Origin of the sequence: Hydrogenophaga palleronii (assembly GCF_031457455.1) — a bacterium.
Classification (GTDB): Bacteria; Pseudomonadota; Gammaproteobacteria; order Burkholderiales; family Burkholderiaceae_C; genus Hydrogenophaga; species Hydrogenophaga palleronii_A.
The window spans coordinates 161350-182324 of record NZ_JAVDWU010000001.1 but is presented as its reverse complement, the minus strand read 5'-3'; the positions used below and the strand labels follow the sequence as shown (position 1 = coordinate 182324).

At 63.0% G+C, this 20975-nt stretch carries 20 protein-coding genes; 6 read left to right on the top strand and 14 right to left on the bottom strand.

Annotated elements, in window-relative coordinates:
* Positions 1–332 precede the first annotated feature (332 nt).
* Positions 333–1523 carry a response regulator gene (locus J2W49_RS00920; RefSeq protein WP_310310573.1) on the top strand — a complete coding sequence of 397 codons (1191 nt, stop codon included), beginning with the start codon at positions 333–335 and terminating at the stop codon, positions 1521–1523.
* A 13-nt stretch (positions 1524–1536) separates the two neighbouring features.
* Positions 1537–2262, top strand: a complete 726-nt coding sequence (locus J2W49_RS00915; RefSeq protein ID WP_310310572.1) for a response regulator — start codon at positions 1537–1539, stop codon at positions 2260–2262.
* A 2-nt stretch (positions 2263–2264) separates the two neighbouring features.
* Here the strand turns inward: J2W49_RS00915 and J2W49_RS00910 are convergent, their stop codons facing one another.
* The 10 genes from J2W49_RS00910 to soxC form a co-directional block, all read right to left on the bottom strand.
* Entirely contained in the window at positions 2265–4394 is a 2130-nt protein-coding gene (locus J2W49_RS00910) for an ATP-binding protein (RefSeq protein ID WP_310310570.1), read from the bottom strand.
* A gap of 231 nt (positions 4395–4625) precedes the next feature.
* Positions 4626–4856, bottom strand: a complete 231-nt coding sequence (locus J2W49_RS00905) for a hypothetical protein (protein ID WP_310310568.1) — start codon at positions 4854–4856, stop codon at positions 4626–4628.
* An 83-nt stretch (positions 4857–4939) separates the two neighbouring features.
* Positions 4940–6664: a thiosulfohydrolase SoxB gene (soxB, locus tag J2W49_RS00900; RefSeq protein ID WP_310310566.1), complete on the bottom strand. Its 1725-nt coding sequence runs from the start codon at positions 6662–6664 to the stop codon at positions 4940–4942.
* Between the two features lie 140 nt (positions 6665–6804).
* A complete protein-coding gene (soxX, locus tag J2W49_RS00895) occupies positions 6805–7455 on the bottom strand; it encodes a sulfur oxidation c-type cytochrome SoxX (protein ID WP_310310564.1) in 651 nt (216 codons plus the stop codon).
* A 15-nt stretch (positions 7456–7470) separates the two neighbouring features.
* Positions 7471–8277 (bottom strand): sulfur oxidation c-type cytochrome SoxA, encoded by an 807-nt coding sequence (gene soxA, locus J2W49_RS00890; protein ID WP_310310562.1) that lies wholly within the window; start codon positions 8275–8277, stop codon positions 7471–7473.
* Between the two features lie 128 nt (positions 8278–8405).
* On the bottom strand, positions 8406–8717 hold the full coding sequence (gene soxZ, locus J2W49_RS00885) for a thiosulfate oxidation carrier complex protein SoxZ (protein WP_310310560.1): 312 nt from the start codon (positions 8715–8717) through the stop codon (positions 8406–8408).
* Positions 8718–8771: 54 nt separating this feature from the next.
* On the bottom strand, positions 8772–9227 hold the full coding sequence (gene soxY, locus J2W49_RS00880) for a thiosulfate oxidation carrier protein SoxY (RefSeq protein ID WP_310310558.1): 456 nt from the start codon (positions 9225–9227) through the stop codon (positions 8772–8774).
* A gap of 46 nt (positions 9228–9273) precedes the next feature.
* On the bottom strand, positions 9274–9609 hold the full coding sequence (locus J2W49_RS00875) for a c-type cytochrome (protein ID WP_310310556.1): 336 nt from the start codon (positions 9607–9609) through the stop codon (positions 9274–9276).
* 111 nt (positions 9610–9720) lie between these two features.
* A complete protein-coding gene (locus tag J2W49_RS00870) occupies positions 9721–10779 on the bottom strand; it encodes a c-type cytochrome (RefSeq protein ID WP_310310554.1) in 1059 nt (352 codons plus the stop codon).
* An 11-nt stretch (positions 10780–10790) separates the two neighbouring features.
* On the bottom strand, positions 10791–12134 hold the full coding sequence (gene soxC, locus J2W49_RS00865) for a sulfite dehydrogenase (RefSeq protein WP_405000961.1): 1344 nt from the start codon (positions 12132–12134) through the stop codon (positions 10791–10793).
* Positions 12135–12526: 392 nt separating this feature from the next.
* Here soxC and J2W49_RS00860 point away from each other — a divergent pair, with 392 nt between their 5' ends.
* From J2W49_RS00860 to J2W49_RS00850, 3 genes are all read left to right on the top strand, one after another.
* Positions 12527–12829 (top strand): c-type cytochrome, encoded by a 303-nt coding sequence (locus J2W49_RS00860; RefSeq protein WP_310310552.1) that lies wholly within the window; start codon positions 12527–12529, stop codon positions 12827–12829.
* 12 nt (positions 12830–12841) lie between these two features.
* The gene (locus tag J2W49_RS00855) at positions 12842–14119 is read left to right on the top strand and encodes an FCSD flavin-binding domain-containing protein (protein ID WP_310310550.1); all 1278 of its coding nucleotides are present in this window, start codon (positions 12842–12844) and stop codon (positions 14117–14119) included.
* 68 nt (positions 14120–14187) lie between these two features.
* On the top strand, positions 14188–14805 hold the full coding sequence (locus J2W49_RS00850) for a c-type cytochrome (RefSeq protein ID WP_310310548.1): 618 nt from the start codon (positions 14188–14190) through the stop codon (positions 14803–14805).
* Between the two features lie 12 nt (positions 14806–14817).
* Here J2W49_RS00850 and J2W49_RS00845 read toward each other — a convergent pair whose 3' ends face one another.
* Positions 14818–15807, bottom strand: a complete 990-nt coding sequence (locus tag J2W49_RS00845) for a hypothetical protein (RefSeq protein WP_310310546.1) — start codon at positions 15805–15807, stop codon at positions 14818–14820.
* A 158-nt stretch (positions 15808–15965) separates the two neighbouring features.
* Here J2W49_RS00845 and J2W49_RS00840 point away from each other — a divergent pair, with 158 nt between their 5' ends.
* Positions 15966–17054, top strand: coding sequence for an alpha/beta fold hydrolase (locus J2W49_RS00840; RefSeq protein WP_310310544.1), 1089 nt, complete (start codon positions 15966–15968; stop codon positions 17052–17054).
* Between the two features lie 47 nt (positions 17055–17101).
* Here J2W49_RS00840 and fba read toward each other — a convergent pair whose 3' ends face one another.
* The 3 genes from fba to tkt are packed head-to-tail and all read right to left on the bottom strand — an operon-like array spanning position 17102 to position 20880.
* A complete protein-coding gene (gene fba, locus J2W49_RS00835) occupies positions 17102–18139 on the bottom strand; it encodes a class II fructose-bisphosphate aldolase (RefSeq protein ID WP_310310542.1) in 1038 nt (345 codons plus the stop codon).
* An 18-nt stretch (positions 18140–18157) separates the two neighbouring features.
* Entirely contained in the window at positions 18158–18829 is a 672-nt protein-coding gene (locus J2W49_RS00830) for an HAD family hydrolase (RefSeq protein WP_310310539.1), read from the bottom strand.
* Between the two features lie 26 nt (positions 18830–18855).
* Positions 18856–20880 (bottom strand): transketolase, encoded by a 2025-nt coding sequence (tkt, locus tag J2W49_RS00825; RefSeq protein WP_310310538.1) that lies wholly within the window; start codon positions 20878–20880, stop codon positions 18856–18858.
* Between the last annotated feature and the right edge of the window lie 95 nt (positions 20881–20975).

The following is a 20975-nucleotide window of genomic DNA, read 5'->3' as shown; positions in this document are numbered from 1 at the left end:
AGTCCTGAGGTTCGGGGCTCGCCGCCGAAAGTCACATCCCAGTTCAACCGAAATTGCACATCTGGACCTGCTGGCGTTTACCTCCTTCTTACTGCTCTCAACTTTCGTTTTACAGAGCATGGAAGTGCCCGTCGCCGATTCACTTTACATAGGTGATCTATCGGCGAAACAGGGCCAGGCTTGAGCTGTGCGCCTGATACCGCAGACGGTCAATCCCCCCATACCTGTGGCGATTTCACTCACATACTTTTACAGATTCGGGATTGGTGTTAAGTTGGCATCTGACCGACGTGAACGCCGTCCACTTCAGGGATCCACACCCCGCCTGCGCAATGCCCAACGCCACCGCGCCACTGCAGAACCACAAGCCGAGGCTGCTTGTGGTCGATGACGAGCCGAAGCAGCAGCAGGCCGTGTGCGAGATCCTGACCGAGCAGGGCTACGACACCACCGGCTTTTCTGAGCCCCAAGCGGCACTGCAGGCGCTTGAGAATCAACGCTTCGAGCTGCTGCTGACGGACCTGCAGATGCCGGACATCAATGGCATCGATCTGATCCGGCATGCACAGGTTCTGTCGCCAGACACGGTGGTGGTCCTGATGACGGCGCATGGCAGCGTCGACAGCGTGGTGGATGCCATGAGGAACGGGGCGTTGGACTACGTGCAAAAGCCCTTCCGCATGGGCACCATCGTTCCGGTGGTGGAACGTGCGCTGGAAGTGCAGCGGCTGCGCGTGAACAACCGAAGTCTGCAAGCCGCAGTGACCCAGCAGCTGAGGCAGCTTCGCGCGGTGAACCAGGAACTGGATGCGTTTGCCGCCCGACTCGCACACGACCTGCGGGGTCCTCTGGTGAACATGCGAAGCATTCTGCAGATGGTGGAGCAGGAGCTGGACGCCACCGAAGACGCGCCGCTTGCCGACATGCTGCGCAGGGGTGTGGCTTCAGGCGACCTGGCCCTGCGGATGGTCAAGGATCTGCTGGATTTCGCTCGACTGGGCGACGAGCCCCTGACGCTGGCACCCGTGGCGCTTGACGATGTATTGAACACCGCCATGACCGCCCTGGAGCCGCTGTGCAAGGGGCGCAACATCCAGTGGCAGATCGGTCCACTGCCACCGATTCACGGCCATGCGGGCTTGCTGCACCAGGCCTTCGTGAACCTGCTGGGCAATGCCATCAAATACACGGCAGCGCAAGCACAGGCCCGCATCGAAGTGCGGGCCATGTTGCGGCCCAGTGGCAGCCATGAAATTTCGGTAATCGACAATGGTGCTGGCTTTGACCCAGCGCATGCCGACCAGCTCTTCAAGCCTTTTCGCCGTCTGCACTCCGCGCAGGACTTTGTGGGTGAAGGCATGGGCCTGGCCAATGTGCGCCGGATCGTTGAGCGGCACGGCGGTGCGGTCGAAGCCCGGGGGCGGCTGGGTGAAGGCGCGATGTTCACCATGGTCTTTCCACGGCACCCGTTGGGAGCCGAGCCGGTGATCTCCCGAGCGAACCCGGACAGAACCGGAACATGAAAGGCGGCGACACATGAACGCTGATAAACCCGCCGACGCCCAAGCGCCACTCAGCGAACAGTTGCAGGCGCTCAAGCGCTCGTCCAGCCAGCTTGCCCACAAGATCAACAACCTGCTCTCTCCTGCGGCGTTGTATGTGGATTCGGTGCTCGCACGTGAACACCAGCTCAGCGCGCGCAGCCAGGAACAGCTGCGCAGTGTGCAGGCGGCCATCGAAGAAGTGAGTCAATCGCTGGAGTCGTTCCGGCAACTTGACCGACCGGTCAATGCCGGTACCACCCAGCTCGATGATCAGGCAGGCACCTCCACGCCTCAGGCGTCAACCGTGGTCTCAGCACCCAGGCAAGCACCTGCCGCCGTTGGCCTGCGCGTGCTGCTGGTGGACGACGACCCCCTGTTGCTGGAAGCACTGACCTACACAGTGAATTTTGATGGTCATGCGGTGGTGTGCGCGCCGGACGCTGGAGAAGCTCTGACCCAGGCCGAACGCGCCAAAGCGGCGGGTCAGCCGTTCGATCTGGTGATCACAGACCTGACGATGCAGGGCATGGATGGGTTGGCGCTGGCTGAGCAACTGAAAACGCGGGGTCTCACACGCCATGTGATCCTGCTCACCGGCTGGGGCAGCGATCCGCTGGCCGAAGGTCAACTGCCCGAACACATCGATCAGGTGATGACGAAACCGCCCCGCCTGTCTGCGCTGCGTTCGGCGCTGGCCGGTATCGCCGTGGGGCGCTAGTTTCAGCGCTCTGCGGGTGACCCGATCACATCTCGCAGTCTTCTGGCGAGATCCTCGCGTCGATAGGGCTTGCTCAGCAGATGCACGCCTGGGTCGAGCCGGCCGTGATGCACGATGGCGTTTTCGGTGTAGCCCGAGGTGAACAGCACCTTGAGGCCCGGGCGCAAGGCCATGGCCTGGTCGGCCAATTGCCTGCCGCTCATGCCCGGCATCACCACATCGGTGAACAACAGATCGACGGCCTGGCCTTCGCGCAAGATGGCCAGCGCCTGTGCCCCGCTGTGGGCCTCGATCACCTGGTAGCCCAATGCCACCAGTTGATCGCACGCGTAGCGGCGCACCATCGGGTCGTCTTCGGCCAGCAGCACGGTTTCATGCCCTCTTGCCACAGGCAACGTCTCCAAAGCGCGTCGGGGGGCTGTTGCGGACTCGACTGCGCGCGGCAGGTAAAGCCTGAAGGTGGTGCCGGCACCGGGCTCTGAATAGACGCTCACATGGCCACCGCTCTGCTTCACGAAGCCATAGATCATGGCCAGTCCGAGCCCGGTGCCTTTGCCTGCGGCCTTGGTTGTGAAGAATGGTTCGAACACCCGCCGCAGATGCGCTGGATCGATGCCCGTACCGGTGTCGGAAACCGCCAGCATCACGTACTGGCCAGGGCGCACATCGGCGTTGTGCGCGGCATAGTCTTCACTCAAACGCGCATCACCGGTTTCAATGGTCAGACGACCCCCGTCGGGCATGGCGTCACGCGCGTTGAGGCACAGGTTCAGCAAGGCATTATCGAGTTGGGCCGGGTCGACCAACGCCGGCCAGAGCCCCGCACCCCGGACGAATTCGATTTCGATGTGTCCACCCAGCGAGCGCCTCAGCAAAGGATCCATTTCAGCGACCAGTTGGTTGATGTCGACCGGCTTGGGATCCAGTGTCTGGCGACGGGCAAACGCCAGCAGGCGCTGTGTGAGCTGAGCGCCACGCTCGCCCGCGCTGACCACCATGCCGGCCAGGGGCGCGAGTTTCGGGTTGTCGAGCAGCTGTTCATGCAGCAGCTCGGCATTGCCAAGAATCACCGTCAAAAGGTTGTTGAAGTCGTGTGCCACACCGCCGGTGAGCTGGCCCACCGATTCGAGGCGCTGCGACTGCCGCAGGCGCTCCTCCATTTCATGGGCGGCGCTGTTGTCCAGACAAACAAAGACCATGCCGGGCGGTTCGCCCGGCGACACTGCGGCAACGGCAAAACTCAGCTTGGTCCACAGCGTCTTCCCGCTGGCGGTCTGCAACTGCAGCTCGGCCTGGAAGTCGGTGCTGCTGCCGCGCTGCATGTCGGCCTTCAGACGTTGCCAGCTGGGCTGCGATGCCGGTGCGATCAGGGTTTCAAAACGGCAGCCATCGAGTTCCTCCGCCGAATGACCCAGCATGCTGCCGAAGGTGGTGTTGACGTGCTGGCACCTTCCATCCACCGTGATCCAGCCAATGCCGCTGGCGGCATTCGACAAGGTGCGACGGAACGCCGCCTCGCTGGCCTGCACAGCTCGCCGGGTGGTTTCAAGCGCATCGGCCCGCTCCCGCTCTGAAATGTAGGCTTCGCGGTACTTGGCGAACAGCTCCAGAATCAGCGCAAAGCTGGTCACGCACAGGCAATACACCAGCAGCATGGGCGGTTCGGTCTCTGCAGCGGGCGTGGTCGCAATCCTGCCCACGGCCAGTGACACTGCGCAGAAATAGATGGCGAACGAAAGGCGCTGCTGGTACCAGGACACGTTCACGAAACGGTTGAACGCGAGCAGGGGAAAGAACCACATCAGATAGACCAGGAAGCTCTGCAAGATCGATTCGCGCGTGATCGACGACAGCGCGCCCAGCACCAAATAGACCAGGAAGAAAAGGCTCGACACCGGCGCGATCCAGGCGGCCCGGTCGAATGGTCTGGCCAGCAGCACCCCCATCATGACCACACAGAACACGGCAGAGGCGCCCACCAGCCAGATCTCTGCGCCCACGACCGCGCCGGTGGATCGACCCAGCGTCAGCCCCAGTACGGAACCTGCCAGGGCCAAGATCAGTGCCGCGAACACCATGCGCCGCGCACTCTTTTGCGGGTTCAGACCAGCGAAATCCGTCTCATGAGCCATGGGTCGCTCTGGTTGGCCAGGGGCCTGTCAACCCGATGCACGCGCATCCGCGGTTGGCAGGTCCCTGGCGGGACACGGGGTGGGCGACGCCGCCGCGCAAGAGGTGGTGCACCTGCGGTCGGGCGGTGATCGGGATCGAGAATACCAAACGCCTTGTGCAGCCACCGGCCCAGTAAAAAGCCCCTTCATGGCGATGCCATGAAGGGGCTTGTGTGGGTGGGCGCAGGGAAATCAGCTTTCGTTGGCCAGCAGGCGGAAACCCTTGCCCCGCATGCAATGCGCAACCATGAGTTCCTGCTCCTTTTCAGGGATCTTGTTCAGACCGATCTGGAAACGGCAGGCAGACAACTCGGTGTAGGCGTCATCCGCAGTGGCGTTGGGCTTGTGCCAATAGGGTTTGGAGGTCGAGGCGCAACCTGCGAGCACAGCCACGGCGATCAGCATCCCTGCGAACTTGGTCATGGATTTGTCCTTGAAGATTCAACAAGGCTTGAGGATAACAAAGCAGGATTCCGCGACACCTGTTCACAGGGGTGAAAAGTGTCTCAGAACGCAATACCCGGATTGCCCTCCATGCCCGTGATGCGGGGGGTGTTGATCTTCACGCCCTTGATGACCCTCCTGTCGCGCAGGTAGCCAGAGACCACGTCCCAGATCGGTTCGCCCTGCACACCTTCCTGCACCGACGCCCACCCCGCCACCTTGTAGGTCTTGTCGGCCTCGATGAGCTTGTCCTTGAGCACCATGTTGTTGATGCGTTGTCCCATCTCCGCCTTGGGTGACACCGTGTACTGCAGACCGCCCACGCGCACCATGTCGCCACCCTGCTGGTAGTAGGGGTCGGGGTTGAAGATGTTGTCGGCCACGTCTTCCAGGATCTCCTTGATCTGCGAGCCCGTGAAGGTGTTGAGGGTGGTGGCCGGGTAGGTCAGGGCCATCTGATCCATCATGCGCTCGTAGGTGATGGTGTCACCTGGCAACAGCGAGGTGCCCCAGCGCACGCCTGGCGAAAACGCGATGTCGGCGCCCTTGTTCTGCATGAGCGCGTCGCAGATGACCTGGTCCCACGAGCCGTTGAAGTTGCCACGGCGGTACAACAGGTCTTCTGTGATGGCGAGCTTTTCTTCCAGCTTGTCCTTGTAAGGCGCGCGCACCTTGTCGATGTGCGCCTGCATGGTGGCATCGGCCGGCAGCAGGTTGGAAAACACGGGCAGCAGCTTGTACTGGAAGCCCTGCACTTTGCCCCCGCGCACGTCAAAGTCCAGCACACCGAGAAACTTGCTGTTGGAACCCGCATTGGTGACAAGGGTCTCGCCGCCGCCGTTTTTCACGATGGTGGGCGCTGGCATGCCGTCGTGCGTGTGGCCACCCAGGATGGCGTCGATGCCGCGCACCCGTGAGACCATCTTGATGTCCACGTCCATGCCGTTGTGCGAGAGCACCACCACCACCTGAGCACCCTTGCTCCGTGCTTCGTCCACCATCTTCTGCATGTGCTCGTCCTGGATGCCGAAGGTCCAGTCTGGCACCATGTGGCGCGGGTTGGCAATGGGGGTGTAGGGAAAGGCCTGGCCGATCACCGCCACCTGCACGCCATTCATCTCACGCATGGCGTAGGGCTTGAAAACGATGTCTTCGAAGTCGGTGGTCTTGATGTTCTGGGCGAGGAATTCCATGTTCCCCTTCAGATCCTTCTCCACGATCTCCTGCACCCGTTGGGCACCGAAGGTGTGCTCCCAGTGCGAGGTCATCATGTTCACGCCCAGCAGCTTGCAGGCGTCGACCATGTCCTGGCCATTGGTCCACAGCGAGGTGGCCGAGCCCTGCCAGGTGTCGCCACCATCGAGCAACAGCGCGTTGGGCCGGCTGGATTTGAGCTGTTTGATCAGCGTGGCCATGTGGGCGAAGCCGCCCACCCTGCCATAGGTCCTGGCGGCCTGGCTGAAGTCCAGGTAGGAGAAGGCGTGTGCCTGTGCGCTGCCGGGTTTGAGCTTGAAGTGCTGGAGCAGCTTTTCGCCCACAAGGTGCGGCGGGCGGCCCACGGCATCGGCCACGCCCAGGTTCACGTTGGGTTCGCGGAAATGGATCGGGGTCAGTTGTGCATGGCAATCGGTGAAGTGCAGGAAGCTCACGTTGCCGAACTTCGGCACGTCGTACAGGCGCTCACCCGCGCCAGGCGCAGCCGCCAGCACATCACGATGGTCCAGGGCCATGCCTGTGGCACTGGCCACCGCCAGCACCTGCATGAATTCACGGCGACTGAAGCCCATAAATATTCCTTGTCAATTGTTTACTGATATTTAAGTCAAATTTCATCGGAATCCAATGGAATCCGTGAGACGGGGCCGGTTCAAGGCCACTCTGGCAACAGTAATCCCCCAGGGGCACAACCCCAGGGGAACGCTGGGCGTCACTTGTTGACGGGAGACGCCGGATCAAGCAGCAGTGCCATCACGTGCTGCATCTGCTTTTCAGTCAGGATGCCCTTGTGCCCGGCCCGCGGCATTTGCGAGCAGGCGTTGTAGGCCCGCGCGTTGTACAGCTTGCCCCAGGTGTATTCCACGATGGCCTTGCTGGCGGCCGCGTTCGGGTCGCTCACGCCACGCAGCTTGCCGTAGTTGTAGAGGCTTGGGCCCAAGGTGCCGAAGGAGATCTCTTCCTTGCTGATCTGGTGGCAGTTGTAGCAGTTGCCGCCGTTGGCGGCATCGGCCTGGTCGCTCCAGGTGAGCCCGCGCCCACTCTGCGCGATCTTTTCGCCCTCTTTCCAGTCGCCCAGGAACTTGCCGTCGCTGGGCCACTTCACGGTCTTCATGTTGGCCGCCTCAATGGACTTGGCCACTTTTTCATCGATGGGCTTGCCGGCCACATCGGCGGCCACGCATTCGCGGTTGGCTTCGTCTTGCGCCAGACGGTCCACCTTGGCGATGCCGCGGTCCTGGAAGGAGTTTTTCAGAATGTCTGCGGTCGCCTTGTCAAGGTCAGTGGCCGAGGGCGAGGCGGTACAGCCTGCCAGAACGAGTGCAGCCACAGGCAGCAGAGCGAAATTGAGTGTCAGTTTCATGTGGGTGTTCTCCATTCAGCGCTTGATGGACGGCACGATGGACTCGGCCGTCTTGGCGTTCACGCCCATGTAGACCCCCAGGGCGATGGTGGCGTCACTGCCGAACTTGGGTTCGGGGAAACGCTGCTGACGGAAACAATCGTTGAGGCGCAGTTGCATGCCCCACATCTGCGAGTTGGACACGCGGTAAGCGGGCCAGGCCGCGAAGCCGATGCCGTCGCCCGGGTTCTTGGTCAGGTTGGGCAGGTCTTGCAGGCGGATGCGTTTGTCGTCCTCGCCATGGCAGGAGGCGCAGGAGAAATCGTGTGTGCCGCCGCGGGTGAAGAAGATGCGCTTGCCGGCTTCGTACATCAGCTTTTCCTGCGGATGCGCTTGCGGCAGGTTGAACTTCATGCCCTTGGACGCCGTGGCCACATAGGTGGCCAGCGCGGTGACGTTGGCCATTTCGCCACGACCGAACGGCGTCTTGGCGATCTCTTCACCTTTGAAGCCCTGCAGCGTTTCCATGCAGGTGATGAGCCGAGTCTCCAGGTCCTGCACCCTTCCGGTGTCCTTGAAGTAGCGCGGCAACTCGACGAACACGCCCTTGATGACCCCCGGCCCCTTGCCCAGATCACACTGTTCCAGTGAGGCGTTCTTTGGGCCGCGCTTCTGTTTCCAGAGCTCCTCGCCCTTCATTTCAAACAGCTCGGCGGGGTTGCCGTCCTGCAGCATCTCGCGGTATTTGGCGATGCCGTCGGCGGTGGACGACTGGGCCTGCACGGATGCAGCGGCCAGCAGCCCGGCAATCGCCAGCGCGGAGTGGGAAGCGGTGAATTTCATCGGGTGTCTCCTCTCGTTATCGAATCGTGGAACGACGTGCCTCAGTCCAGTGTCGCCGCAGAACCGGCTCTGCCGGGCTGCTGGCGACGCCCCCTTGAGGGGGTCGCGCGCAGCGCGGCGGGGGTGGGTCAAGCTATGACGGCTTCGTCGGTCCGGGTGTCGTTCTTGTTGTCGACCCATTTCACCACCACTTTGTCACCCTTGGCAGCGCCGGTGAACTTGAAGGACAGGAAGGGGTTCTGCGACACCGCGCCACTGAACATGGCTTTCAACACGGTCTTGCCGTTGTGGGTGGCTTCCACGTCGCGGATGAAGTGGGCGGGGATGGTCTCGCCAGAGGCGTTCTTGCGTGTCCCCGTCTCCATGACGTGGGACATGAGCACGCGAACGGTGGTCTCGTTGCCTGCAAGGGCGGCGCGGATGCGCATCGGATCGGCCATGATGGACTCCTGAAATCGGTTGTGTGGGCTATCGTGTCTGAAGGTGGTGGGCGATCAACCGCCGCAGCCGCCCAGCGTGACTTTGGTTTCCTTGACGGCGGAATAGAGTTTGCCGTCGGCCTTGACCACGGCCAGGATGTTGGAGCTCTGCCCCATCTTCAGGCGGGTCTGCACGTCCGGCGCGGTGCCTGCCGGGATCATGAAGGCAGCGCAAAGTGGCATGGGGTTTTTCTCGACGATGAAATAGATCTCGGTGGTGTTGGGCAGCTTGCTGCTGGCACCCACGGGCACCACGGCGCCGTTCTCAGCAATGTCGGGCGAGTTCAGCGTGACCTGGTCGCTGGTGGCGGGTGTGCCACCCACCGCTTTGAGGGCGTCTTCGAGTGTCTTGACCTGGAAGCTCGCGTGATCGACGGCTGCCTGGGCCTGGCTCTGGGTGATGATGCCCAGCGACACCAGCGTGGCAAAAGCCCCAGTGGTCTTGAGGGCGACTCGGCGTGAGGGGTTCATTGGGGGCTCCTGTGAAATGAGGAAAGGGAAAGAGTGTATGGGGGGTTCATTGGTCGGGTGCGCCGGCCAGGATCCACCCTGCCAGCAACTTGAGTTCATCGTCTTTGAGCTGGGCCTGCGCCGGCATGGGCACGGGACCGTACATGCCCGATCCACCGGACTTGATGCGAGCAGACACTTTTTCAAGCGCGTCGGCTTGCCCTCTGTGCTTGGCCGCCACGTCCTTGTAGGATGGGCCAACCAGCTTCTTGTCGACCGCATGGCACGCCAGGCAGGCGCTCTTGGCCGCCAGCGCCTTGGCGGCAGCCGCATCCAGAGCCGATGCAGGGGAGCTTGCCAGTGCGAACAGGCTGGCAGCGAACAGCGGGAGGGTGGAGAGCATCTTCATAGGGTAGGGAATCCTTCTCGCGGGTTGAATAGGGAATACGAGTACATGCAAATATTTAACTAAGAAGATCAACTGACCGAGAGTGCGACGGGCTCACCTTCTCGGTCACTGGGCGCCTGCTGCGATCCACCGCGCAAGCACATCAGCGTCGGTTTCACTGAGCTGGGGTTGTGCCGGCATGGGCACATCGCCGAACACGCCCACGCCACCTTCCCGGATCTTTCCGCTCAGGTAGGTCTCCAGCTTTTCCCGCCCGTTGTGCTTGGCACCGATCTCGCTGAAGCCAGGCCCCACGATCTTCTGCTTCAGGCCGTGACAGGCCGTGCAGCCATTGGTGTCAAGCAGCGTCTTGACGTTGCCTGCACCCGTATTGGCGGCGCCGACGACGGCCACCACCGGGCGCGGCAGCGTGCCCACCGGCCCGGCTGGCGGCGGCTTGGTGGTGTCGGCGCCACGCACCGGCCCGATGATCCGGTTCTGCTCGGCGATGTTGCCATGGGCGTCACGCGCAAAGTCGGGCAACGAAGAGCGGATCGTGACCTCCACCGGGCAATCCTTCATGCAGGCCACGTTCTTCACATCGCCTTTGCCGCCCACCTTCCACAGCGGCTCATGGAAGACCATGCCGTTTCGGTTGGGCATGCGCTTCTGCACTTCTGCGATGTTTTCGTTGCTGAGCGTGAAGTCCGGGGGCACCACGTCGGCCAGGCTCAAGATGTAGGCGGTGAGGCTGTAGACCTCGTCGGGCTTGAGCGACTTGGGCGCATTCCACGGCATGGCGCGGTTGATGTAGTCCCACAGGGTGGAAACAGTGGCCACCTTCATCATGGTGGTCTTCTGCGGAAAAGTGCTACCGGCTTCCAGGTTCTTCACCCGGCCGCGTTCGATGTCGGCCTTGGTGGTGCCACCCACGATGGGCGTGAACACCTCGTTCGATTCGCCAAAGCTGCCGTGGCACGACGCGCACTGCGCCTCCCACAGCCGCTCGCCCTGCTCCACCGTGCCAGCGCCTTTGGGCAGGCCTTTGAAGTCGGGTCGCACGTCGATGTCCCAGGCTTTCACTTCGGCCGGCGTCGCGTCGCGACCAATGTCGTGCCAGGGGGTGGGCTGAGCCCATGCAGCGCTGCTGATCAGGACTGCCGCGAGAAGGGTCAGGGTTCGCATGGCGGGCCTTGTCAATAGACTTGTACGTTGGACACTTCGCCGTTTTCGGCGACTTTCCAAGACTGGATGGCGTTCTGGTGGTAGATCGACCGGGTGCCACGAACAGCGCGCAACTGGTTGATCTTGGGTTGCACATAGCCGGTGCTGTCGATCGCCCGGCTTTGCAGAATGGCGGGTTTGCCGTCCCATACCCAGTCGATGTTGAACCGGGTGAGCGCCTTGGGCAGCACCGGGCCTTCAAGCCGCGCCGTGCGCCAGTTGCGCCCACCGTCGGTGCTCACATCCACACGTTTGATGCTTCCCCTGCCCGACCAGGCCAGGCCGGTCACGTTGTAGAAGCCCTTGTCGAGCAGCGTCTGGCTGCCCGAAGGCGTGGTGATCACGCTCTTGCATTCCTGGATGCCGGTGTACTGCCGGTGCGTGCCATCGGGCATGTGGTCGATGTAGTGGATGGCCTCGTCCTTGGCGGCCCACTTCATGTCGCCCACCTCCAGCCGGCGCAGGTACTTCACCCAGCTCACGCCCTGGATGCCGGGCACCACCAGACGCAATGGGTAGCCATTTTCCGGGCGCAGCATCTCGCCGTTCATTGCCCAGGCCACGATGCAGTCGTCCATGGCGCGCTCGATATCGATCGTGCGTGTCATCGACGAACCGTCGGCCCCTTCTGCCAGCACGTGCTTGCCCTTCTTCTTGTCGTAGCCGCACATCTCCAACAGCGTGGAAAGCAACACGCCGGTGTATTCGCAGCAGCTCAGCATGCCGTGGGTGTATTGCACCGCAGGCAGGGCCACATTGCCCCATTCGGGCGCAGAGTTGGCGCCGCATTCAATGAAATGGATGCGCGAGACGCTGGGCAGCCGCATGAGGTCGTCCATGGTGAACACGCGCTCGCGTTTCACCAGTCCGTTGATCATGAGGCGGTGTTTGCTCGGGTCGATGTCCCACCAGCCCTGGTGATGGCGCTCAAAGTGAAGGCCATTGGGCGTGATGATGCCGAACAGGCCTTGCAACGGCGTGAAGCTCACCGAGGCCTGCTGAACACGGGTCAGTCCCGGGCTTTCGCGGCGCTGCAGGTTGGCTTCCCACTTGCTGGGTTTGCCGTAGCCGTCGGTGGTCACCCCCTGACCCAGACCGGTGGTGTGGGCCGGGAGTTTGAGAATGGCGTCTTCACCTTCAGCAGCGACGGCACGGGTAGCCGCCGCTGCGCTGGCCGCTGCACCCGCGCCCATGGCCAAGGCCTTGCCCATGAAGCTGCGCCGCGCCTTGCGGGCCTGCTCCAGCTTCTCTGCGTTCAGATGATGTTCGGGCGCCGGCAAAACACGCCCGATGACATCGCTCAACTCTTTGGACACTTGTGATTTCCTTTTGAAGTCGCCAGCGGCAGGATTCTGGTCACCGCAGCACCGTGACCAGACAGCTTGGAGAGCAACTATATTCGTTATTGCTGATATTCGGATTAGAGTTAACCCGAATGCACGTCGAATCGGCAGAAAAACGGGCGCGGAAATCCCCGAGGCGTCGCGTGCACGTGGCCATTTCCAGACCGCGTTCCAGCGGCGGGATGCCCCGTAAAACACGTGGAATCCTATGAAGAGAACGCTAGGGTTTTCACCGTGAGATGCATCGGGGACGCAATGCTAGGATGAAACATCTACATATGCGTAATCACTAATATTTAGCGGCGCTGAGGGCTCTGCTACAGTTTTCGATGGTGTCCGTTCAACCCCCTCTTCTGGAGACAACAATGGTGAAAACGATGAAATGGCTGGCGGCGGGCGTGCTGTGCGCCAGTGCGGTGGGCGCTCAGGCGCAGGTGAACCAGGTACGTGTCTGGGCCGCTGCTTGCGCCAACTGTCACGGCACCGACGGGAGGGCCGAATCGGGCATGGAATCCCTGGCGGGCAAGGACAAGGACGAAATGCTGCAGAAGCTGATGGACTTCAAGTCCGGCCGCAAGCCTGCAACCATCATGCATCAGCTCTCCAAGGGCTACACCGATGAGCAGCTGGCACAGATCGTCGGCTATTTCGCTGCGCAGAAGAAATAAGGAGCCCACACCATGAAACGTCGTCAATTCGTACAGTCTCTGGGTGCCGGCTCTGCCATTGCCGGTCTGGGTCTCATGGCCGGTTGCGCCACCACTGGCAGCGGTGCCAAGGTGGTCGTGGTGGGTGGCGGCTATGGTGGCGCCACCGCTGCCAAATACGTGCGCCTGTTCTCCGATCACGGTATCGACGTGACCCTGATCGAGCCCAATGCCGCGTTTGTCTCCTGCCCCATTTCCAACCTGGTGATCGGCGGCCACAAGACCATGGCCGACATCACCACGCCCTACGACAACCTGAGCAAGCGCCACGGCGTGAAGGTGGTGCGCGACATGGTGGCCAGCATCGACCCGGGCAAACGCACGGTGAAGCTGGCCAGTGGTGGCGAACTGCCCTATGACCGACTGATCGTCTCACCCGGCATTGATTTCATGATGGACACCCTGCCAGGCATGGCCAAGCCGGGCGCGGCCGACAAGGTGCTGCACGCCTGGAAGGCCGGCCCGCAGACGCTCGCGCTGCGCCAGCAGCTGGAGGCCATGCCCGATGGCGGCGTGTACGCCCTTTCGATTCCACTGGCACCGTACCGCTGCCCACCCGGCCCCTACGAGCGCGCCTGCATGGTGGCCAGTTACTTCAAGAAGGCCAAGCCGAAAAGCAAGGTCGTGATCTTCGACGCCAACGACGACATCACCTCCAAAAAGGGCCTGTTCATGAAGGCCTGGGACGAGCACTACAAAGGCATGATCGACTACCGGCCCAAGCACAAGGTGGTGGACGTGGACGCGGCCACCAACACGCTGAAGTTCGAGTTCAACGACGACTTCAAGGCCGGTGTCGCCAACGTCATTCCCAACATGCGCGCCGGTGACATCGCGGTGAAGACCGGCCTGGCTACCGCCAATGCACGCTGGTGCGAGGTGGATTTCCTCACCTTCGAATCGAAGGCGCACAAGAACATCCACGTCCTGGGCGATTCGATCCAGATCGCCCCGGCCATGCCCAAGTCCGGCCACATGGCCAACCAGCATGGCAAAACCTGCGCTGCAGCCGTGGTTTCACTGCTGCAGGGCAAGGAAGCGCCGTCGCTGCCGATCTATGCCAACACCTGCTACAGCTTCGTCACTGCCGAAGACGTGGTGCACGTGGCCAGCGTGCACAGGTACGACGCCGAGAAGAAGACCATGCTGCCCGTCACTGGCGCGGGCGGTCTCTCGCCCGCCGCCAACGAGCTGGAGGGACGCTACGCCCTGGCCTGGGCCCGCAACATCTGGGCCGATACCCTGGCCTGATCCACCGCCACGCCCTGGCTTCGGCCAGGGCTTTTCTTTGCGCTTGAATATCCGTTTGGGGTTATGCAATGAAGCTTCCGACACCTGCCCGCCTCCTCCTGGCTATCGTGGCGAGCGGCGCCCTGCTGGGCACCGGTGGTGCGTGGGCGCAGGCCGATGAAGCACGCGCCAAAAAGATCGCAGGCGGGTCCTGCTTCCTGTGCCATGGTGCCAATGGCGAATCCACCAGCGAGGCGTTTCCGCGTCTGGCGGGTCAGCATGCGGGCTACATCGCGCGCCAGCTTGAAGCCTTCAAATCAGGCCAACGCAAGAGCACCGCCATGGCCGACATGGTGGCGCGGCTCACGCCCGACGAGATGCTCGCACTGGGCAAGTACTACGAACAAATGAGTCTGCCGCGCGAAGAAGCGAAGGACCCGCAGCTCGCGGCCATGGGCCGGTACATCTATCACAACGGCAACAAATTCAGCGGCGTGCCCGCCTGCGCCTCGTGCCATGGCACTGCTGGCGAAGGCACGCCCACCCTGCCCCGCCTGGCCACGCAATTCTCGGGCTACTTGCACAACCAGCTCAAGTCGTTCGGCAAGCGCGAGCGCACCACCGACAACGCGGTGATGCACGCGGTGGTGGACAAGATGACCGAACTCGAGATGGCCGCCGTGGCCGAATACCTCAGCAGCAAATGACCGCGACCAGGATCAGTGCACGGTCGCACTCATAGCACTCAAGGCCTCTGCACGCGCCGGAACGGCGCCACTCAGCGGTGCCAGCGCTGACTGGATGCGCGCCAGCTGCGCCGCACTGACCAACTTGCCCAGCATCGCCTGGAAGCGCGGCTCCAGCGTGCCGGAGACGATGTATTGCCAGCGGTAGGCCCTCAGCATGGTGGCTTTGACCTGATCGGCGCGTTCGCCCACCTGCCCCATGCCGGTCACGTGCAGGAAGTAGCCGGTATCCGCCTTGGCCTGCGACTGAAGGATGCCGTCAACGCCGCCGACCAGTGCAATCAGGTCGTCCACCGCCTGGTCGCGCTGCGCATCAGAAGCCAGCCTGGCGTCTTCGCGTTCCCATTCCAGTTCGTCGATGATCGCGTGCTGCGACTCCTCGCGCCAGTGGAACAGGAACACGTCCTTGAACAGCGGTGACAGGTCCTCGGCCGCAGCGATACTGGCGCGGTAGTGCGCCTGCGAGAACAGCTCGATATGGCAGGTGAGTGCCAGCACGGCCCAGGTGCTCTTGCCCAGCACAAAGGTGGCCACGTCGTTGGGCGACACATCAAAGCGGTAGCCCGCTGGCATGTCGGCGGCAACCAGCAGCTCGATGCGACGGAACAGTTCCTGGTGCTTGAGCTCCTCGTCGGTGAGACGCACGATGGCTTCCAGCGCGGTCTGATCGCCCAGCCAGTGGTCGCGGCTCACGTCCAGCATCTTCGCGCTGATGAAGCGCTCGACCAAGCCGAACATGTTCGCATAGGTGCGGCCCTGCACCTGACTCAGGAAGCGGCGCTCGGCCGGGTTCAGAAACGTCAGTTCGTCGGCCAGCGACAGCCCGTCGGGCAAAAAGGTGTGGTTCAGGTCAAAACCGCGACCGCGGATGACGTCGCGATCAATGTCCCAGCGAACGCGTTTGGAGACCTCGATGGTCTTGGCATAGCGCGGGATATCCAGTGGAGTGGCTTGGGTCTGCATGGTGGTTCCTCTCAAGTTGCATCCGTCAAATCGACGTGCATCAAGCATTCACCTCTGCAGGCATTCCCGCATGAGGCGGATGTCCCATATCCCCCAGCAAGGCGACAGCGCGCTGGCAAGGGCATGGGACCTGAGACCCAGGCGCGCGACAATGGCGCATGCCCGCCGTTCCGAGTCCGCCCTCGATCCCGCGACAGCGCCTGCGTTTCTGCAACGCGCCGGACGGCACCCGCATCGCCATCTCGTCCATCGGTTCAGGCCCACCGCTGCTGCGTGCAGCGCATTGGCTCAGCCACGTTGAACACGATCTGCACAGCCCTGTCTGGCGACCCTGGCTGACCGAACTCTCGCGCGACCACCACTACATCTGCTACGACCAGCGGGGCTGTGGTCTGTCCGACAGTGCGGTGGCCGACTTCTCGCTCGATGCCTGGGTGGGCGACCTCGAAGCCGTGGTCGACAGCATGGGCTTGCGCCGTTTTCCGCTGATCGGCATGTCGCAAGGTGGCGCCGTGGCCATCGCCTATGCGGTGCGCCACCCGGACAAGGTATCGCATCTGGTGCTGCCGGGTGCCTATGCGCGAGGTGCGCTGGAGCGTGCCACCAGCGACGCCGAGCGGCTGGAGGCCGAGACCCTGGTCAACCTGATTCGCCTGGGCTGGGGACGGGACAACCATGCCTTCCGGCAGGTGTTCACCAACCAGTTCATTCCTGGCGGCACGCCGGCGCAGCACCAGTGGTGGAACGAACTCGAGCGCCTGACCGCCAGTCCCGAGAACGCCGCGCGCACGCTGGAAGCGTTCCACCGCGTCGACGTGACCGAGCTTGCGCGCCAGTTGCGCGTACCCACACTGGTGCTGCATGCGCGGGGTGATGCGCGCGTGCCTTTCGACGAAGGGCTGCGGCTGGCAGCGCTGATACCAGGGGCACGCTTCGTTGCACTGAAGAGCGACAACCACGTGCTGCTCGACACCGAACCAGCGTGGCCCGCCTTCCTGGATGAGCTCCGCACATTTCTGGGCACCGCTGCGGCCGAGTCCACGCACGACAACGGTGATGCCGCACTGACACCGGCCGAACGCGAGGTGTTGCATCTCGTGGCCCTCGGCTTGGACAACGCGGCCATTGCGCGGCAGTTGAACAAGAGCGACAAGACGGTGCGCAACCAGGTGTCAAGCATCTTCGACAAGCTGGGCGTGCACTCGCGGGCTGAGGTGATCGTGCGCGTGCTCGACCGAAAGCACTGATTGCCCGCTTGCCCCCAAGCAGTGGCGAGGGTCGCCACGGCGGCGACTCAGGCGTAGCGCGGAATCATCTTCTCCAGCGGCAAGGGCACGATCTTGCCGGCCATGCCGGCGCAGCCGAAGGCCTGGAAACGGGCTTGGCAGATGTCCTTGGCGGCCAGGGTCGCATCCTTGAAGAACTTGCGCGGATCGAACTCGCCCGGGTTCTTCGCCATGGTGCGTCGCATGGCGCCGGTCATGGCCAGACGAATGTCGGTGTCGATGTTGACCTTGCGCACACCGCTTTGGATACCGCGCACGATCTCTTCCACCGGCACGCCGTAGGTTTCCTTGATCTCACCGCCATGTTCACGAATGATGGCCAGCCATTCCTGTGGCACGCTGCTCGATCCGTGCATGACCAGGTGGGTGTTGGGGATGGCACGGTGAATGGCGACGATGCGGTCCATGGCCAGGATGTCGCCGGTGGGCGGCCGGGTGAATTTGTAGGCACCGTGGCTGGTACCGATGGCAATGGCCAGCGCGTCCACGCCGGTTTGTGCCACAAAGTCTTTCGCTTGCCGGGGATCGGTCAGCATCTGGTCGTGCGTGAGTTGCCCTTCCGCGCCGACGCCGTCTTCCTCGCCGGCCTCACCGGTTTCCAGCGAGCCCAGGCAACCGAGCTCGCCTTCCACCGACACGCCCACGGCATGCGAGAACTTCACCACCTCGCGCGTCACGGCCACGTTGTACTCGTAGCTCGCAGGTGTCTTGGCGTCTTCCATCAGGGAGCCGTCCATCATCACGCTGCTGAACCCGCTGCGGATGGACTGCTGGCACACCGCAGGTGTGGCGCCGTGGTCCTGGTGCATGACGATGGGAATGTGCGGGTACATCTCGATCGCCGCTTCCACCATCTTGCGCAGAAAGGGTTCACCGGCGTACTTGCGCGCACCCGCACTGGCCTGCAGGATCACCGGCGCGTTGCTGGCATCGGCGGCCTGCATGATGGCCTGGATCTGCTCCAGGTTGTTGACGTTGAAAGCAGGCACGCCGTAGTGGTTTTCGGCGGCGTGGTCGAGCAGTTGACGCAGGGCGATGAGGGCCATGGGGTTCCTTCGGTGGGTTCAAGCAATGAGGGCGGAGAAATCGGTGATCACGCGGTCGGGATGGGCCCTTTCGATGGGTTGGCCCATGTTGTAGCCATAGGGCAGTGCCCACACGGCCACACCCGCATTGCGCGCCGTGGCGACGTCGATGGATGAGTCGCCCACGAACAGCGCACGTTCGCCACGGATGAGGAAGTGATGCAGGCAGTCGTGAACGCCCATGGGGTCAGGCTTCTTCAGCGGAAAGGTGTCACCGCTGATGACGCGAGCAAACAGCGGCGTGAGTTGGTGCGCATCGAGCACAGCCTGGGTGTAGCGCTGCTCCTTGTTGGTGACCACCGCCAGCTTCACACCGCGATCGTGCAAGGTCTGCAAGGCTTCCCTCACATGGGGGTAGAGATGGCTGCGCGTGCCGCAGCGCTTCTGGTAGTGCACGCCAAAGGCGGCTTCAATGCGTGAAAAGCTCGCACTCTTTCGCACCGCTTCGGTTGTGCTCTTGTCGGTGAAGGCCAGTGCCGAGATCAGCAGCGCCCGTGTGCCGTGGCCGATCCAGTGATTGACCTGCTGCTGGCTGATGGACGGGCGGTCAAAAGCCTCCAGCGTGTCGTTGACCGCATCGGCAATCTCGGGCGCGGTCTCGATCAGCGTGCCGTCGAGGTCGAAGAGGATGAGGTCGAATCGGTTGTTCACGGCAGCTCACCGTTTTAGGGGGAATGTCATGCGAGCAGACCTTTCACCGCCTCGACCACTTTGCGCACAGTGATGCCGAAGTGTTCGTACAGATCCTTGGCCGGAGCGGATTCACCAAAGCTCGATATGCCGACCACCGCGCCCGTGCAACCCACATACTTGCGCCAGAAATCCGGGTGGGCGGCTTCCACCGCCACCGCCGGCAGGTTGAGCGGAAGCACGCCATGCTGGTAGGCCAGCGGCTGGCGATCGAACACATTGGTGCAGGGCATGGAGACCACGCGGGTGGCAATGCCTTCGGCTGCCAGCACCCGGTGGGCCTCCATGGCGAGCGAGGTCTCGGACCCTGTGGCCACAATCACTGCCACGGGGTTCGCCTCTTCAGCCAGCACATAGCCACCCTGGCGCACCCGGTTCGCCATGGCCGCATCGGTCAGGCGGGGCAGGTTCTGGCGCGACAGGCACAACGCGCTGGGTCCGTCGCGGCGCTCGATGGCACATGCCCAGGCCACCGCCGTTTCCAGGCCATCGGCCGGGCGCCACACGTCCATCCCGGGCACGATGCGCAGGCTGGGGATGTGCTCCACGCTCTGGTGAGTGGGACCGTCTTCGCCCAGACCGATACTGTCATGCGTGAACACATGGATCACCCGCAGCTTCATCAAGGCCGCCATACGGATGGCGTTGCGCGAATAGTCGCTGAAGGTGAGGAAGGTGCCGCCATACGGGATGAAGCCGCCATGCAGCGCCATGCCGTTCATGATGGCCGCCATGCCGAATTCGCGCACACCGTAGCTCATGTGGTTGCCCCAGGCGTCGCGGCCGGCCTTCACACAACCCTTGAAGTTGGTGAGATTGGATCCGGTCAGGTCGGCGCTGCCACCGAAGAACTCAGGCACCAGCGGGGCCAGTACATCGAGCGCATTCTGGCTGGCCTTGCGGGTGGCGAAGGCGTCGGCTTTGGCAGCGATGGCTTCCAGCACTTCGGGCAGTTTGTCGGCAAATGCGGGGAGCAGATCACCGGCCATGCGGCGTTCGAACTCGGCCGCTTCCAGCGGGTACTGTGTGCGGTAGGCCTCGAAGCGATGGCGCCAGGCGCGTTCGGCTGCGGCGCCACGCTCCACGGCGTTCCAGGCGGTGGCGATCTCGTCCGGGATGTCGAACGGTGACGCCGTCCAGCCCAGTTGCTCACGGGTGGCTGCCACCTCGGCGGCACCGAGCGCGGCACCGTGCACGTCGTGCGTGCCGGCTTTGTTGGGTGAGCCCATGCCGATCACGGTCTTGCAGCAGATCAGCGTGGGCTTGCCGTGGGGCAGCGCGCCCTGCTTCTTCGCCTCCACCAGCGCGGCTTCGATGGCGGCGGGATTGTGCCCGTCCACGTCGGGGATCACATGCCAGCCGTAGGCCTCGAAGCGCTTGGGGGTGTCGTCGGTGAACCAGCCTTCGACGTGACCGTCGATGGAGATGCCGTTGTCATCGTAGAAGGCCACCAGCTTCGAGAGGCGCAGCGTGCCTGCCAGCGCGCAGGCCTCGTGGCTGATGCCTTCCATCATGCAACCGTCGCCCAGGAAAGCGTAAGTGTGGTGGTCAACGATGCGGTGGCTGACGCCTTCGTCTTCGCGGTTGAATTCCTGCGCCAGCAGCTTCTCGGCCAGCGCCATGCCCACCGCGTTGCTGATGCCCTGGCCCAGCGGTCCGGTGGTGGTTTCCACACCGGGGGTGATGCCCACCTCGGGGTGGCCCGCCGTCTTGCTGTGCAGCTGGCGGAAGTTCTTCAGCTCGCTCATCGGCAGGTCGTAGCCCGTCAGGTGCAGCAGCGCGTAGATCAGCATCGAGCCGTGGCCGTTGGACAGCACGAAACGGTCGCGGTCGGGCCAGCGCGGGTTGGCCGGATTATGTTTGAGGTGGCGGTTCCACAGCACCTCGGCGATGTCGGCCATGCCCATGGGCGCGCCGGGGTGGCCGGACTTGGCTTTTTCAACGGCATCGACGGCAAGCATGCGGATGGCATTGGCCATCTGGCGGGCGAGTTCGGGGGAAGGGTTCTGCATACAGCGTCCTCGGAAGAGAGAAGGGAAGTCCATCCAGAACGCGGTGGAACCGGCTTCGCCGGGCCACTCGCGTTGCCCCCCAGTGGGGGGTGGCG